General features: G+C 58.9%; 16 protein-coding genes and 2 tRNA genes. 8 read left to right on the top strand and 10 right to left on the bottom strand.

What is annotated here, in order from left to right:
- Positions 1-3 precede the first annotated feature (3 nt).
- On the bottom strand, positions 4-180 hold the full coding sequence (locus AC1965_RS02810; RefSeq protein WP_483885787.1) for a hypothetical protein: 177 nt from the start codon (positions 178-180) through the stop codon (positions 4-6).
- An 83-nt stretch (positions 181-263) separates the two neighbouring features.
- Between AC1965_RS02810 and AC1965_RS02805 the strand changes: the two genes are divergently transcribed.
- The 3 genes from AC1965_RS02805 to AC1965_RS02795 all read left to right on the top strand — a co-directional run bounded on the left by AC1965_RS02805 (position 264) and on the right by AC1965_RS02795 (position 3,176).
- Positions 264-338, top strand: a tRNA-Thr gene (locus AC1965_RS02805).
- 142 nt (positions 339-480) lie between these two features.
- Positions 481-1,716 carry a putative DNA modification/repair radical SAM protein gene (locus tag AC1965_RS02800; protein WP_483885786.1) on the top strand — a complete coding sequence of 412 codons (1,236 nt, stop codon included), beginning with the start codon at positions 481-483 and terminating at the stop codon, positions 1,714-1,716.
- Positions 1,716-3,176, top strand: a complete 1,461-nt coding sequence (locus AC1965_RS02795) for a UdgX family uracil-DNA binding protein (protein WP_483885785.1) — start codon at positions 1,716-1,718, stop codon at positions 3,174-3,176. Before AC1965_RS02800 ends, AC1965_RS02795 begins: the two co-directional genes overlap by 1 nt.
- Here AC1965_RS02795 and AC1965_RS02790 read toward each other — a convergent pair.
- The 3 genes from AC1965_RS02790 to AC1965_RS02780 form a co-directional block, all read right to left on the bottom strand.
- Positions 3,164-3,240, bottom strand: a tRNA-Arg gene (locus AC1965_RS02790). The genes AC1965_RS02795 and AC1965_RS02790 overlap by 13 nt on opposite strands.
- Before the next feature lie 55 nt (positions 3,241-3,295).
- Positions 3,296-4,237 (bottom strand): MYG1 family protein, encoded by a 942-nt coding sequence (locus AC1965_RS02785; protein WP_483885784.1) that lies wholly within the window; start codon positions 4,235-4,237, stop codon positions 3,296-3,298.
- Between the two features lie 15 nt (positions 4,238-4,252).
- Positions 4,253-4,564: an ETC complex I subunit gene (locus tag AC1965_RS02780; protein WP_483885783.1), complete on the bottom strand. Its 312-nt coding sequence runs from the start codon at positions 4,562-4,564 to the stop codon at positions 4,253-4,255.
- 140 nt (positions 4,565-4,704) lie between these two features.
- Between AC1965_RS02780 and AC1965_RS02775 the strand changes: the two genes are divergently transcribed.
- Both AC1965_RS02775 and uvrB read left to right on the top strand, forming a co-directional pair.
- Entirely contained in the window at positions 4,705-4,989 is a 285-nt protein-coding gene (locus tag AC1965_RS02775; RefSeq protein WP_483885782.1) for an antifreeze protein, read from the top strand.
- 105 nt (positions 4,990-5,094) lie between these two features.
- Positions 5,095-7,302, top strand: coding sequence for an excinuclease ABC subunit UvrB (gene uvrB, locus AC1965_RS02770; RefSeq protein ID WP_483885781.1), 2,208 nt, complete (start codon positions 5,095-5,097; stop codon positions 7,300-7,302).
- Between the two features lie 120 nt (positions 7,303-7,422).
- Here the strand turns inward: uvrB and AC1965_RS02765 are convergent, their stop codons facing one another.
- Positions 7,423-7,779, bottom strand: a complete 357-nt coding sequence (locus AC1965_RS02765; RefSeq protein WP_483885780.1) for a PRC-barrel domain-containing protein — start codon at positions 7,777-7,779, stop codon at positions 7,423-7,425.
- Between the two features lie 111 nt (positions 7,780-7,890).
- Positions 7,891-8,079: a DUF3008 family protein gene (locus AC1965_RS02760; RefSeq protein ID WP_483885779.1), complete on the bottom strand. Its 189-nt coding sequence runs from the start codon at positions 8,077-8,079 to the stop codon at positions 7,891-7,893.
- Between the two features lie 148 nt (positions 8,080-8,227).
- Between AC1965_RS02760 and AC1965_RS02755 the strand changes: the two genes are divergently transcribed.
- Positions 8,228-8,413, top strand: coding sequence for a PLD nuclease N-terminal domain-containing protein (locus AC1965_RS02755; RefSeq protein WP_483885778.1), 186 nt, complete (start codon positions 8,228-8,230; stop codon positions 8,411-8,413).
- 145 nt (positions 8,414-8,558) lie between these two features.
- A complete protein-coding gene (locus tag AC1965_RS02750) occupies positions 8,559-9,230 on the top strand; it encodes a hypothetical protein (protein WP_483885777.1) in 672 nt (223 codons plus the stop codon).
- Positions 9,231-9,289: 59 nt separating this feature from the next.
- On the opposite strand, the gene AC1965_RS02745 is transcribed toward AC1965_RS02750, so the two are convergent.
- From AC1965_RS02745 to AC1965_RS02735, 3 genes are all read right to left on the bottom strand, one after another.
- Positions 9,290-11,578 (bottom strand): glycosyl hydrolase family 28-related protein, encoded by a 2,289-nt coding sequence (locus tag AC1965_RS02745; RefSeq protein ID WP_483885776.1) that lies wholly within the window; start codon positions 11,576-11,578, stop codon positions 9,290-9,292.
- A 264-nt stretch (positions 11,579-11,842) separates the two neighbouring features.
- Entirely contained in the window at positions 11,843-12,277 is a 435-nt protein-coding gene (locus AC1965_RS02740; RefSeq protein ID WP_483885775.1) for a DUF4864 domain-containing protein, read from the bottom strand.
- Positions 12,278-12,318: 41 nt separating this feature from the next.
- Positions 12,319-13,899 (bottom strand): lysine--tRNA ligase, encoded by a 1,581-nt coding sequence (locus AC1965_RS02735; protein ID WP_483885774.1) that lies wholly within the window; start codon positions 13,897-13,899, stop codon positions 12,319-12,321.
- 120 nt (positions 13,900-14,019) lie between these two features.
- On the opposite strand from AC1965_RS02735, the gene AC1965_RS02730 reads away from it, so the two are divergent.
- Positions 14,020-14,442 carry a tellurite resistance TerB family protein gene (locus tag AC1965_RS02730; protein ID WP_483885773.1) on the top strand — a complete coding sequence of 141 codons (423 nt, stop codon included), beginning with the start codon at positions 14,020-14,022 and terminating at the stop codon, positions 14,440-14,442.
- A gap of 4 nt (positions 14,443-14,446) precedes the next feature.
- On the opposite strand, the gene dacB is transcribed toward AC1965_RS02730, so the two are convergent.
- The gene (gene dacB / locus AC1965_RS02725) at positions 14,447-15,949 is read right to left on the bottom strand and encodes a D-alanyl-D-alanine carboxypeptidase/D-alanyl-D-alanine endopeptidase (protein ID WP_483885772.1); all 1,503 of its coding nucleotides are present in this window, start codon (positions 15,947-15,949) and stop codon (positions 14,447-14,449) included.
- Positions 15,950-15,996: the final 47 nt, after the last annotated feature.

Below are 15,996 nucleotides of genomic sequence, written 5' to 3'. Positions count from 1 at the left end.
CGTTCAGCTTTCCTTTTCCGGCCCCTGCGGGCCATTGCCTGTATCATCCGCCACATCAATGGCCCGGGCGCGCGCCTGGGCCTTGCGCCGACCCATATTGGCCTTGAGCGCAGCTTTGAGCCGTGCCTCACGGCTTGATGCCGGTTTCGCGGGCTTTTTGGGGGCGGTATCCTTTGCCATGATGCCTATCTAGCGCAGGGTGCCGGTAGGGTCCAGATTAGGGTTGCACCGTATTCGGAATGCCGCTAATCACCCGCCACGATGCTGCTGTAGCTCAGAGGTAGAGCACTCCCTTGGTAAGGGAGAGGTCCAGAGTTCGATTCTCTGTAGCAGCACCATTCAGCCTGACAAATTTCCAGCGTCGTACACGATGAGGATCACTACTGTCCTCACGCCCGGTAACGCGTGTTTGATCGCCTGCCGCCACGACATGACCCAAATGGAATTGCCGACGGAGACGCGAGAACATATAGTGAACGCATGGCAAAGCAAACACTTGAACAAAAGCTCGCGATTCTCAGTGATGCCGCGAAATATGATGCCTCCTGTGCCTCTTCGGGGTCGACAAAACGCGACTCGCGCGATGGCAAGGGGCTGGGATCGAACGAAGGCAGTGGCATCTGCCATGCCTACGCGCCGGATGGGCGCTGCATCAGTCTGTTAAAAATCCTGATGACCAATTTCTGCATCTACGATTGCAGCTATTGTATCAACCGGGTGTCGTCGAACGTGGCCCGCGCCCGGTTCAGTGTGGACGAAGTGGTCAAGCTGACGATCGAATTTTATCGCCGCAATTATATTGAGGGGCTGTTTTTATCCTCAGGGGTGATCCGATCGCCTGATGCCACGATGTCCGACATGGTTCAGATCGCCCGCAAACTGCGGCACGAAGAGAGTTTTCGCGGCTATATTCACCTCAAGACGATCCCGGATGCCGCACCGGAACTGATCGCCGAGGCCGGATTGCTGGCAGACCGGCTGTCAATCAACGTGGAGCTGCCGACCGATGACGCGGTCAAGCAATATGCCCCCGAGAAGAAACCCGAACAAATTCGCAAGGCGATGGCCGATGTCCGTCTACGCAAGGAAGCGGGCAAGGAGATGTCATTCACTGGCAAACGCCCGCCGCGATTTGCGCCGGCTGGGCAGTCGACCCAGATGATCATCGGCGCGGATGGATCGAACGACGCCACTGTTTTGGGCCAGTCTACCCGGCTATATTCCAGCTATAAACTAAAGCGGGTGTACTACTCGGCTTTTTCCCCGATCCCGGATTCGTCGTCGAAATTGCCGCTGGTGCGGCCACCGTTGCAGCGTGAGCACCGTCTGTATCAGGCCGATTGGCTGCTACGGTTTTACGATTTCAAACTCGATGAAATCACGTCTGTCGCACCGGATGGCAATCTTGATCTCGAAGTGGACCCCAAGCTGGCCTGGGCCCTCATCCATCGCGAGGTTTTTCCGATGGACGTGAACCGCGCCAGCCGGGAAATGCTGCTGCGTGTGCCGGGGTTTGGGATCAAGACCGTCAATCGCATCCTGTCGACCCGCCGCCACCGCACGTTGCGCTATGAAGACCTCGCGCGGATGGGTGCGTCGATCAAAAAAGCGCGTGCCTTTATCACGGCGGTCGGTTGGTCGCCGCGCGGGTTGATCGACAGCATTGATTTGCGCGCGCGTTTCACGCCGCCCCCGCAACAGTTGATCCTGCTGTAATGCACCGGGCGGTTGTACCCCGCATCGGGGCCGCACAGGCATGGCGCGATCTGGCGCGGCAATTTTTGACAGCGGGCGTGTCACCTGACCAGATCATTTGGGGCGAGGCATCGACGGCACTGGACCTGTTCGCACGCGAGACACCTTTGCCAGCCGGTACAAAGATGACTGTGCCGCGCAGCTTCGTCGCGATGGCGCAGACGGTTGTCTGGCATAATGATCCGGAACGGTTTGCGCGGCTCTACGCCTTTTTGTGGCGGGTAAAGGACGCCCCTCATTTGATGACGGACCGGGGGGATGCCGATCTGGCCCGCCTGCGACAAATGGAGAAAAACGTGCGCCGTTGCCAGCACAAGATGAAGGCGTTCGTGCGGTTTCGCGACATCGGCGAGGCAGACGCCGCCCGCCGATCATTTGCCGCCTGGTTTGAACCCACGCATCATACCGTTGAGCCGACGGCGGATTTCTTTGTCGGACGGTTCAGCGATATGGACTGGCGGATCATGACACCGGATGTCACGGCAACCTTTGTAAACGGTGATCTGTCCTTTCATCAGGGCCAGGACAAACCGACTTTGCCTGAGGATGCGAACGAACAGCTTTGGGTTACCTATTTCCGCAATATCTTCAATCCTGCCCGGTTGAAGGTAAAAGCAATGCAATCAGAGATGCCCAAAAAGTATTGGAAAAACATGCCCGAAGCCGTCGCGATACCTGATCTGATCGCAGGCGCCCCTGCCCGCGCGCGCCAGATGGCTGAAGCGGCCCCGACCCTACCGCCTGCCCGGCTGGCCAAGGTTCAGGCACAGTTGGAAGCCTGCCATTCCGCCTGGGAGGGCGACCGCAGCGCGCTGTCTGCGGCGGTTTCGGCCTGTACCCGCTGCCCTCTTCACAGGTCCGCAACCCAAGCCGTGCCCGGCGAAGGGCCTGTCGACGCCGACCTGATGATCGTTGGCGAACAACCCGGCGACATGGAGGATTTGACCGGGCGGCCCTTTGTTGGCCCCGCCGGACAGCTTTTTGACAAGATCGCGGGATCTGTCGGGCTGGACCGGGGGCAAGCCTATGTGACCAACGCGGTCAAACACTTCAAGTTTACACCTCGCGGCAAACGCCGGTTGCACCAGCGGCCCAACAGCTCGGAAATCAGTCATTGCCGCTGGTGGCTGGATGCAGAAATTGCGCAGGTGAAACCGAAATTGATCCTTGCGATGGGCGCGACGGCGGCCGAAGCGTTGACCGGTACGGGCAAAGATATTCTTGCCCGGTGCGGCGCGATGGAACGCACACCGTCAGGTCACCCTGTGCTGATCACAATGCATCCGTCGTATCTGCTGCGGCTACCCGATCCGGTCGCAAAGGAACGGGCGACTGCCCGTTTCAGCGCCGATTTGCAGGCGGCCGCGCGGCAGTTGTCACAGGCCATGCGCCCAATGTCGGTGTCTGGTGGCGCTCCCTGAAGGATTCGAACCCTCGACCTGCCGATTAGAAGTCGGCTGCTCTATCCAGCTGAGCTAAGGGAGCACGCCTGCGCTTATAGGGGGAAGCCCCGCCGCGCATCAAGGGGAAGTCGACTGGATCAACTGACGATTTCGCGCTGTGCCATCGCCGCCTCTACCGCCAGGAATGCCATGCGCAGGGCCGCCTCATGGGTACTGGCCACGGCGATAAAGCGGGCATTGTGACAAAACTTGGCACCGGCCACACCAGAGACTGCTTCGAGCGCATCATCGGTCAGGCCCGCCCAGGAAGCAGGTAGATCGGCGCGTTGGTCAAAACTGTCTTCACGCACCCGTATGCCTGTGATGGCCCAGTCACTGTCACGCGGATGAACGACGAACAGCAGGTGATCGGCCCCAGCCGCGTCAATGGCTGATCTAAACGGCATGCCCATGGGCAGCTCCAACACCCGCGCGGTGCCTGCCTTTGTTATTGCCTGCATTACGATGGAATATGCGCGGCGCTTGGCGGCTTTGCGCGCGATGGCCGCCTCGACAAAGGCGCGGGCGATGGGCAGCGCGTTTGCAAACGCCTCATCATCCGCCTGCGCACTGCGGTTGTCGAACACCGGCTTTAGGCTTTCAAGCAGCATCGGCAAGGTCAGCCCGGACAGCAGGGGCCCTGCCGCCGACGGGTCCAGGGCGCCGTTATCCATCAGGTCGATCGGCAATACGAAGTCGGCGTCAAAACTTGCGTGTATGTCCGGGATGTCGGTCTCCGGCAGGTCGAGCGCACGCAGATAGGCAGGGCCGTAATGCCTCCAGATCAGTCCGAAGGAGCTGTAGGGCTGGCCATCGTCACGCAGCGGTGTCGGGCGTTGATGGTGGTCGAAAATCTGCGCGTCGGCATCGTAATCCCGGCCCACGTCGTAAACGATCCGGCTTTGCGCCGGGGCGATCCAACTCTCGTCGCGGGTGCGCAGCAGTGTGGCGTCAGGATACAGCCGGGTCAGAATGACGGATGACAGCAGTTCATCCGCATGAAACCCGCCGGAATGGGTGACAAGTTGGGTAATGGTCACGGGATTAATAATGCCTCAGTGGGTCCAGGCCCCTCGGCGTCCAGTGGCAAAGTTCTCGCCATAGCCGCCGGCACGGATATTGGGTTTGCGCTTTTGCGGGTCCTGCACCTGCGCGTCGATGCCATTCTCGCGGGCATATTCGACCGCCGCTTCGCGGGTGTCGAACTGCAAACGTACCTGCGCCTGTGTGTCGTTGGACGATGTCCAACCCATCAACGGATCAACTTCGCGCGCCTCGGACGGGGCAAATTCCAGCAGCCAGACACGTGTCTTGGCGGTGCCCGATGACATCGCGGTGCGGGCGGGTTGGTAGATACGTGCGCGCATTGTGTGATCTTTCGCTTTTGGATGGTGACAGCTTATCCGATATTCCGCCCAAAGGGGCAAGAGAATGCAAACATATTCGCGCGCGCCATTACAATGCTGCAACGCAGCGCTATATCTCGGCAGAGCTTTTGGAGGCTATCATGAACCCATTTTCGTTTTTCGCCATGCAAGCACAATTTGCGACGCTGGCGGTCGAGACCCAGATCGTCATGTCACTGCGGCTGATGGCCATGGCCGGGGCGATCCCCGCCCGCCCCGGTGAAAACGCGCGCATGATCAACGAAAAGGGCCCCGCCATGGCAAAGGCCATGAGCGCCGGCACCCGCGCCGCCTTGGCTGGCAAAAGCCCCGATCAGGTGCTCAGCGCCACGCTCACCCCCCTGGCCAGCAAGGTTCGCAAGAATCGCAAGCGTCTGATGACGTGACCGTGGCAGCGTTTGCTGTCAGTTTCTGTCAGCATAACGCCCCGCCCCCTTGAACCTCAGGCAAAAGAGCGCACCTATGGGGCTGCCCACCCAAGGATGCCGCCGATGCCCTATGCCCATTCCGACAAATCAGACGTGATGCCTGTGCTGGCAAACCCCGCACCCGATGTGCGGACCCGGCCAAAGCTTGAGGGCGGGCGGGCGTTCAAGCTGGTGACGGAATTTGAGCCCGCGGGTGACCAGCCAACCGCGATCAAGGAGTTAACCGCAGGGGTGAATGCGGGAGAGCGTGATCAGGTGCTGCTGGGGGCGACCGGCACTGGCAAGACGTTCACCATGGCCAAGGTGATCGAAGAGACCCAGCGCCCCGCCATCATTCTGGCCCCGAACAAAACTTTGGCGGCACAGCTTTACGGCGAATTCAAAGGCTTCTTTCCCGACAACGCCGTGGAATACTTTGTTTCCTACTACGATTACTATCAGCCCGAAGCCTATGTTGCGCGGTCTGATACCTTTATCGAGAAGGAATCGCAGATCAACGAACAGATCGACCGCATGCGCCACTCGGCCACGCGGGCGCTGCTGGAGCGTGACGATGTGATCATCGTGGCGTCGGTGTCGTGCATCTACGGCATTGGGTCCGTCGAAACCTACGGCGCGATGACGCAGGACATCAAAGTGGGCGAACACTACGATCAGCGGCAGGTGATCGCAGACCTTGTGGCGCAGCAATATAAACGCAACGATGCGGCCTTCCAACGCGGGTCGTTCCGGGTGCGCGGCGACAGTCTTGAGATTTTCCCTGCCCACCTTGATGACCGCGCTTGGCGGCTGTCATTTTTCGGTGAGGAACTGGAAAGCATCACGGAATTTGACCCGCTGACCGGGGAAAAGACCGACAATTTCGACCAGATCCGCGTCTATGCCAACAGCCACTATGTGACCCCTAAACCGACGATGTCCCAGGCCATCATCGGCATCAAGAAAGAGCTGCGGATGCGGCTGGATCAACTGGTCGGCGATGGCAAACTGCTTGAGGCGCAGCGGCTGGAACAACGCACAAACTTTGATCTGGAAATGTTGGAGGCCACCGGGGTCTGCAACGGCATTGAGAATTATTCGCGTTACCTCACAGGCCGCGCCCCGGGCGAGCCACCCCCCACCCTGTTTGAATTTATCCCCGACAACGCCATTGTTTTTGCAGATGAATCCCACGTGTCCGTCCCGCAGATCGGCGGCATGTACAAAGGTGACTTTAGGCGCAAAATGACGCTGGCCGAACATGGGTTTCGCCTGCCGTCCTGCATGGACAACCGCCCCCTGAAGTTTGAGGAATGGGACGCCATGCGCCCGCAATCGGTCTTTGTCTCGGCCACCCCTGCGAAATGGGAAATCGAACAAACTGGCGGTGTGTTCACCGAACAGGTTATCCGCCCCACCGGCCTGCTGGACCCGATGATCGAAATCCGCCCTGTGGAAATGCAGGTCGATGATCTGCTAGACGAGGTGCGCCGCGTCGCCGCCGATGGGTTCCGCACTCTGTGTACCACGCTGACCAAACGCATGGCCGAAGATCTGACCGAATACATGCACGAACAGGGTATTCGCGTGCGCTATATGCACAGCGATATCGACACGATTGAACGTATCGAAATCCTGCGCGACCTGCGGCTGGGGGCCTTTGACGTGCTGATCGGCATCAACCTGCTGCGCGAGGGGTTGGACATTCCCGAATGTGGTCTGGTGGCCATATTGGATGCGGATAAAGAAGGGTTCCTGCGCTCTGAAACCTCATTAATCCAGACGATTGGCCGTGCCGCGCGCAACGAAAAAGGCCGCGTGATCATGTATGCCGACCGCATCACTGGCAGCATGGAACGCGCGATGGGCGAAACCGACCGCCGCCGGGCCAAGCAGATCGCCTATAACGAAGAACACGGCATCACCCCGCAGACGGTGAAAAAGAACGTCGAGGATATTCTGGCAGGCCTCTACAAAGGCGATGTCGACATGAACCGCGTCACCGCCAAGGTCGACAACCCGCTGGCCGGTGGCAATCTGCAAACCGTGCTGGACGGTCTGCGCACCGACATGCGCAAGGCCGCAGAGAACCTCGAGTTCGAAGAAGCCGCCCGCCTGCGCGATGAGGTCAAACGCCTTGAAGCGGTGGATATGGCAATCTCCGACGATCCGATGGCGCGGCAATACGCCGTGGAAAAGGCTGTCGGCGACGCTCAGAAAGCGTCGGGTCGCAGCACCGGCGGCCGAGGAGGCATGCGCGGCGGCAAGTCGCGGTATGGCGGTCGGCGTTAGGATGGATGGTTCGGGCCAGCCACTTGGTTGACGCCGACAGGCATAGGAAGACGGGCATAAAAAGGAGGGCGAAACCGCCCTCCCTGCCCAATCAATTTACTGGCAATTATTTACTGGCAATTACAGCCAATAGTACGGCACACCGTAGTGATCGAATGTGCGCTGTTGCCAGTCTCGGTCGCTGTGCCATCCGTCGTGACGGTCCGGCGCGCCTTTGACAGTGGCCTCGTCGATATTGGTGACAAAGCCATCGCGATCGACATCATAGCGCAACGCGTTCCAAGGCACCGGGTAATGTTCTTCACCCAGCCCTAGAAAACCGCCAAACCCCATGACGGCGTAGGCGACATTGCCAGATTTCTTGTCGATCATGAGGTGGTCGATGTGTCCGATTTCCGTACCAGCGGAGCCGTAGACAGCCGTACCGTTTACATCGTCGGAGGAAACCAGTGTTGAAGGTGCAGACAAATCATTCATAGCGCATTCCTTTCATGGTGGGGGTGATGCACATTAAACGCCGCGTCGATGGCCCTGTTCCGCCGAGCGCGAATTGCCGGCAAATTTTGGCCCATCTCCCCTCATCCGCCCTCAACTCTCGCCCACCTTTTCGGGCAGGTTATCGTGATCGGTACTGGCAAAATCCCCTAACTCCTCCTCGGTCATGCCGTCGTACATGTCCTTTGAAGCGCCCTGAAGATCAGACACTTTGGTCTCACCACGTTTTGCGGACAGCGCCGCACCGGCGGCACGCTGTTGTGATTTGGATTGGGCTGGCATGGGTGTCGTTCCTATTGTTGCATTTCTCGATGTTTAACCAACAGGCGGGAAACACGCGTGGTTCCGCCATTTACTGATCAGGGAACAAAATCCGGTGACAAGGGGTTGAACTGGCAATGGAACAACAATTTTATCTCGGAGAATGACAATGGAATATGGACTTCTGGGACTAATCATCCTGATCGCCGACCTTTACGCCATCTACCAAGTGCTGACGTCCGGCAGCTCCGGCGCGGCCAAGATCGTCTGGGTGCTTGCCATCCTGATCCTGCCCGTCCTCGGCTTTATCGCATGGCTGGTCGCTGGCCCACGCGGAAAGCACGCACACGTCTGACGCAGGGTCAGAACCGAAACGATCAAAGCAGATCATTAAAACCCGGTGCCACGCGCACTGGGTTTTTTGCTGTTGGAGCCGCTGCGTCCCCCAATCCTAACAATTTGTTAACTCCCATTAACCAATATCGGACCGGGAGAACGCAGTGCGACCTAGTTTTGGTATCATCCTTTTCGCGACACATCTGTTTGCCACAGGCGCAAGCGCTGGGGCATGGCTGCGCGAAAAGGGAAGCAGCTTTTCCGCCACCAGCTTTAGCGGCAGCTATTTCCTTGATACCAGCCAATCGACCTATATCGAATTCGGATTGCGCGATAATCTGACCCTGGGCGCCGATATAAATTTCTATAACAGCCGCCTTGGCCAGCAGTCAGGTCACGCCACTCTGTTCCTAAGGATGCCCATAGGGGCCACCGATAGCGATAATCGCTGGGCCTACGAACTGGGGATCGGGGCCACCTGGGCGGGTGAGTTCTATTACCCGCATGTCAGGGCGGGCCTCTCGTGGGGGCGCAGTGTCAAATGGAACGACCACTCTGGCTGGATGGCGGTTGATGCCTCGGTGCGCCGAGATATCGGCATCGACACGACGGTAACCAAGATCGACAGCACCATTGGGATTGATTTCACCCCCGTCACCACCGGGATGCTACAACTATTCGTCACGCACGATCCTGCCGGGGCCAATGCCAAACTGGCCCCTTCTGTCGTGATTTCGCCTAGTTTCAGCAAATTCCGCTTTCAGGTCGGGACCGAAACCCCGCTGGGCAGCCCCCGCGGCACAGCCATAAAAATTGGTCTCTGGCGCAGTTTCTGATGGTAAAAGCCCCGGTAGGATCGCTCCCCCGGGGCCAAAATTCGTTGATCTGTGCAGGTCTAGCGGTTGTCCATCCGCACGGTAATCAACACCTTTCCCTTCACATCTGACGGCCAGATCAGATGCACCTGATCCTTGTCGGGCCCTTGTGCATTCTTGACATAGGGCACCACGAACTGCGTGACATTCCCGCCGTTCCGCAACGCCCCGTGGGCCACCACGGTATCGACGTTCAGCGCCTGCCCGCCAAAGGGCAACTTGCCACTGGTGTCGATCACCCACGTGTCGCTTGGTGTCGATTCCGTATGTTCGATCTCGGCAAGGTTGTGCACCTGATTGGTGACATTGTGAAAGGAGTTTCCGACCATCACCACATCCTTGCAGCGCGACAAATCCAGATCTGCATATGTCGTATCGACCCGTTCTGCCCGATCAATACCGCCGTTGATGCTACGGAATTTGTTACCCGTGATGCTGACCCCCGTCAGAAAATGCCCCGTGCCATGCGGCTTGACCACAATATAGCTGAACCAAGGCGCCACGTCCCCTGACAGGAAAATGTTATCAGTGATACTCAGCGCGCTAAAAGAAAATTCATTACTGTATTCCGGGGCCGGATCTTGTTCGTTTGTCCACTCGATGAAACAGTTATCGACGTAGTTACCTGACACGATCGAACTGGTGTGCTGGGCAGCCAGGATCAAACCGGCAGAGCGTATACCGTTGGCCACCGCATCACCCTGAAAGAAATGGTTGCCCGTGATGATGCTGTTGCCCCCCGCGATCAGCCCGAAGTGGCGAAAGCGCGTTGCCCTGCAGTTGCGCAGCTTGAGATCATTCGCATTGGTGTTGAACCCGATGGTCTTGCGCTGCGGCACGTTCAGCGCGTCTTCGGACGACAGGAACTGACAGCGGTCAAGGAACATCCCTTGGCACCCGCCCCGGATCGAGGTGATGCCCCGGTCCATAGGACGGCTGATAAAGCAGTCCCGCAGGTTAAAGGTAATGCCCGACGGCGCCAGATTGATGCCGCTGCATCGGTTGTTACACTGGAATTCGATGTCAGACATGGTGAACTTGCTCAGCGCAGAAAACCCGCTGAAATCCATCAGATATTGGAATTTCCGAAAGGTGAAAGTCTGCGTGCCGGCCGCGTCAAACAGTGACGCGTTCAACGTGATTTCCTGTGTCGCCACGTTCTTGGACCGCACGTAAATCTCGCGCCCCACGCCGGTGCCTTCGACCAATGACCCCACGGGAATATTGGACACATTTGTCACGTTCGTCAGCGTCCGATTGTTGGATGCGGAATACGTCGCCTGCGATGTCACCACCTGGGTGTCCCAGGCAGAGCTGGCCGCCGCCTCCAATTGGCCGTTGCGGATCACACGGCGCGTCGCATAGACCGTCCGGTCCGGCACGGCGGCCTGCATATTCAATGGCTGCGTCACCGTGACCTTGCGCCCTCCCATATCAAGCGATTCATGATCGGCGTTATTCAGTAGGGCCTGAAACGCCTTCAGAAAGGCAGTTTCTTCATTTTCGAATGCCTCGACATAGTTTGGCAGATCGAAATTCCGGCGCAGCAGCAACACGGCCGCGGCTGGCATCGTCACCCTGCCCTCAAACTTGACCGGGGTATCAAAGGTGACGTCACCGTTCAGCAGGAAATTCCCTGCAGGTACCAACACGGTGCGCCCGTCTGCTGCCGCATTCGCCGCCTCAAAGGCCGCTGTGTCATCTGTCACACCATTTCCGATGGCACCGTAATCGCGCACGTCAATCTGGGCCAGCATGTCGCGCAGGAAAACAGATGTGATGTCTTCCACCACCAGATCGTCAATCCGCACCACACCACCATTCGGCCCAGTCAGGTCGAGCCCGACATGCGCATAGATCGGCGCTGTTCCCCAAACCATATCGACCCCGCCACGCGCGCCAGCCCCGATGATCGCCGACACTTCGACAACGTCGCCATAGGTCTGCAAAACCGTGGCGGGCCCGAATTCGGGTACACCCGATACTTTTGCCCCGCCCGCTGTCGCCGGATAGGCGGCGATGCGCACTGAGGGCAGATTGCCACTAACGGCCTTGATCCGCGCCGTTACCCGCAGATAGCAGCCCGGCAACAACGGTGTCTGCCCCATGTAGCGCACCTTGGTCGTCGACGTGATCTTCTGCAATTCCAACGCGCCGCCAAAATCCTGGTCCGCTGGGACAAATGCGGCATTTGCGGCACTTTCATAGGTATCCGACCCCGGCGTCCCATCGCCGCTAGAATACACATCCAACCCCGCCGCGAACGGCGTTGGCATCAGCACCACACCCTCGGTAATTGCCTTGTTCATCGCATTTCCTTTCCCCGGGCCGACACATGCCCCCCGGACCGGTGGCGTGCCGAACTGTGACTGTGATCCGAAGCTGTCGGACCGCGAAGTCATGGAAATATCAACGAAGTGTTAAACCAGACTGAGGGCTGCGAACGCTGTGCGACGCAACACCCACATAGTGAACGGGGTACGCGGACAAGGGTTGCCAAGGCGTATCGCCCGCACGGTGCAACGTATTTACGTCGCAGAAAAGAGAACGGAGTGGCGCGCGCGGGGCATGCTTCAGACAGTCGCCCCCGGAGCGTCAAGAATCTGCACCGCGCCGATGCGCCAACCCTCGTCGGTTTGCTCCATCAGATAGGCAAGCAGATGCGTAAAACCCTTTGCGTCGGTTATCTGCACCTTCTGCCAGATCGCTTCGCCTTGCGCTCGGCGATCCAAGAACCGCACTTCAGCAGGGAGCATCACCATCGGATAACCGGTTGTGACCATACGGCGGAAATTTTCAGGGTTCTGGAAGAGCCCTTGCAGACGCGGCGTAGCAAATTCAAACGCGGCGGCGAAATCATCCGCCTTGAAGGCCTCAAACTGCTGCTTGATCGTGCTTTGAATCTCAGCGTCCTGGGCCGCCGCGCCAAAGTTCAGGAGGGCTGACAGGATCAGCCCCCCGAAGAGTGATAAGATGCCGTTGCGCATTGTCTTTCCCCCGCGTGCCATGATGCCTTAATCTAAGTCACGTGGCGAAAGGGGCAAAAGTTTCACACGGTGGTCAGTTTTCCCGCCAGTGCCTGATCAATTAGCGCAATTGTTTCATCCACACCGTAAAGGGCGATAAATCCGCCAAATCGCGGCCCTTGGCTCGCACCCAGCAGCACTTCGTAAAGTGCCGTAAACCAGTCGCGCAGCGGGTCAAACCGTTCCTTGCCCACGGCAAAGACCATGGTTTGCAAGGCTTCTGCATCCAGCCCGCCCTCCCAGACCTTGAGCTGGTCGCGAAGGTCTTCCAGCGCTTCGCGTTCCAGATCGCTGGGCGCGCGGAACACCCGCTGCGGCTTCACGAAGTCGTTGTAGTAGCGCACCGCATGGCCTGCCGCCGCATCCATGCCGGGGTTGTTTTCCGGCGTGGCATCGGGCGCGTAGCGCTGGATAAAGCCCCACAACTGCGTGGAATCCTCGGCAGAAGACACAGACGCCAGATTCAAAAGCATCGAATATGGCACCACCATATCCGAGGTCGGCACATCGCCGCCGTGGATGTGCCAGACCGGGTTGTTCAACCGTGCCTTGATGTCCTGGCCTTCATAGGCGCGCAACTGTTGATGGTATTCATCTACCGCCTTAGGGATCACGTCAAAATACATCCGCTTGGCGGTCTTTGGCTTTTGATACATGAAATACGAAAGGGACTCGGCGCTGGCATAGGTCAGCCATTCGTCAATCGTCAGGCCATTGCCCGATGATTTGGAAATCTTGTGACCATCCTGATCCAGGAACAGCTCATAGGTGAAATGCTCGGGCGCCTTTTCCCCAAGGATACGGCAGATGCTGTCATAGATCGGCGTATTGGTAGAATGATCCTTGCCATACATCTCAAAGTCGACACCCAGCGCCGCCCAACGGGCGCCGAAATCGGGCTTCCATTGTAGCTTCACATTGCCGCCGGTCACCGGCAGGGTCATTTCTTCGCCTTCTTCGGTATCAAAGGTGATCGTGCCTTCTTTGGCGTTCACTTCTTTCATCGGCACATAAAGCACCCGACCCGTTTCAGGGTGGATCGGCAGAAAGATCGAATAGGTCTGGCGCCGCTCTTCGCGCAGCGACTTTAGCATAACGGCCATGATCTCATCGTACTTTTCACAGGCCCGCAGCAGGATCTTATCGAACTGGCCCGACCCGTAAAATTCCGTCGCCGAATAAAACTCGTACTCAAAACCAAACGTGTCGAGGAACCGGCGCAACATGGCGTTGTTGTGATGGCCAAAACTTTCGTGGGTGCCAAACGGGTCCGGTACAGACGTCAGCGGACGCTGCAAATGCTCGGCCAGCGCTTCGGGGTTCGGCACATTGCCCGGCACCTTGCGCATCCCGTCCAGATCGTCGGAGAAACAAATCAGGCGCGTCGGGATGTCGCTGATTTCCTCAAACGCGCGGCGGATCATCGTGGTACGTGCCACCTCGCCAAAGGTGCCGATGTGCGGCAAACCGCTGGGGCCATAGCCGGTTTCAAACAGCACATAGCCCTTTTCCGGCGCGCCCTTGGCATACCGTTTGAGCACCCGGCGCGCTTCTTCAAAGGGCCATGCTTTGCTGGTCATTGCCGCGTCGCGGGTCTCGGACATGTCTGATCATCCATCAATCTTGCCCCGCACCCAATGCGCGGGGGTCGTGTGTTCCTATTGCGTCCCCGGTGGCGGGTCAATATTCTGCACCGCAACAAACCCTTTCAAAGGACGGCCCCCATGACCGACGACAGCTCCCTTTCCCTCAGCGCTCAGGATTGTCTGGTGGCCCTGATGATCGCCGTCTCAGCCTCGGATGAGAACATCCGCACCGCCGAATTGATCAAGATCGAGTCCGCGTTGAACCTGCTCCCGGTGTTTTCCGGCTATGACAACGACCGCGTCGGCATCATGAGCAAAACCGTATTTGACCTGTTTGAACAGGAAGACGGGCTTGATGCCCTGTTCGGGCTGATCCGCGAGGCCCTGCCGGACCGCCTTCACGAAACGGCCTATGCACTGGCCTGCGATGTGGCGGCGGCAGATGGCAAACTGGACGAAGCCGAACTCCGCCTGCTCGAAGAAGTCCGGTATGAGTTAAACATCGACCGCTTGCATGCCGCCGCGATCGAACGCGGCGCACGGGCGCGACACCTGACTTAAACGCTCAGACGTCGTAGAGCATTCCCCAGCGTTCCAGCAGCCCTTGCTGAACCTTCTTGGCGCGGCTGTTCCAACCTGACGCGCCGGGCGGGCTCTCGCGCTCTTCTCTGCTGACCTTGGCACGTTTATCCGGGTCTGCCGTGAAGATCGCAAAGGCCAGCACGCGCCCCTTCGGCGTGGTGACATAGCCTGCCAGCGCCGAGACAAAATTTAACGTGCCGGTCTTGGCCTCCACCTTTACCGGATGCGATTTGTCGGGGCGGCCTTTGGCGTCGCGCAGCACGATTTCTTTGAGGATCGGCCGCAGCCCGCTGTCCTTCATCCGCATCAAAGCGCCTGCCATGTCCAGCGCCATCATCCGGCTGTCATCACCCAGGCCAGAGTGATCAACCATCTTGGGCCCGACCATGCCCAGGGTATCAATCGCCCAGCGGTTCATTTCCGCCGCCGAGGTACGCAGATCGCTGACCGCGCCCAACCGTTTCTGGCTGGCCGACAAGCCGACCATTTCTGCCGTCAGGTTTGTCGAATACTTCAGCATGTCCTTCAGAATTCCGCGCAAATCGCCGCTGTGCTGCGTCACCAGCACCTCGGCCACCGGCAGCGCGTCAATCATCTCGGGTCTGCCCAGCCTGATCCCCTGCGCGCCTGCCAATGTGGCAAAGACATCGCCTGCATACAGTCCAGGCTTGCGCACCGGCAGCCACCGCGCGCCGCCACCGCCCAATGCGCCCTTCGCTACGGTCCAGTTGTCGCGCCCGCCGCGATCTTCGTAAGTATAGACGGGTGCCGAACGGTCTGCGATCTGCATCGACGCCATCGCAACGGCGGGGCGGTACTTCTGGGTCCGCCCTTCCATCGTCACGCCATAGCCATTGCCGCCGCGCTTCCACTCAAAATGTACACGGTTATAGTTCAGCGCGACCCCCGACACACCGGGGTTATAGCCCAGATGATCGGGCTGTTCGGGGTCGATCTGGCGCAATACAGGCAGTGTCGCCTCATGGACTTTGAACGCGCCTTTAACACCAATGACCCCGGCCGCTTTGAGGTTGGCAGCCATCGTCGCCAGCGCATCAGTATCCAGCGTCGGGTCACCACCTCCGACCAGGATCAGATCACCCTGAACTTCGCCCCCCTCTACACCGCCGGTGGCCAGCAGACGGGTCTCGAAACGATGATCCGCCCCCAACACATCCAGCGCGTAGAGTGCGGTAATTGCCTTGGCGACACTGGCCGGGGGGATGCCCATCTGTTCACTGGCACATTCCAGCCAGACGCCAGTCTCCACATCCGCGAGGGCGAATGCCACATCCCCCGTGAGCCCGACATCGGAAATGATTCCGGCGGCATCCGGGATGCTGCGCTTGAACAGGTCGTCGCCGCGCAACACGGGGCGCAGCGATGCCGTGGGCGGGGCCGCCAAGGCGGGCAACCCGGCCACTGCCGCAACCGCGCTACCCAGGAAAAACCGCCGCGAAATCTGTCTTGTTATATTCTTGCTCATATCGCTGATATAAACCGCAAGCCGCGCTCGGCCACAAGCACCCCTCC

The organism is Sulfitobacter sp. KMM 9851, from assembly GCF_057178245.1.
Note: the sequence above shows the minus strand (reverse complement) of the source record. Positions and strands in the feature narration are given on the sequence as shown.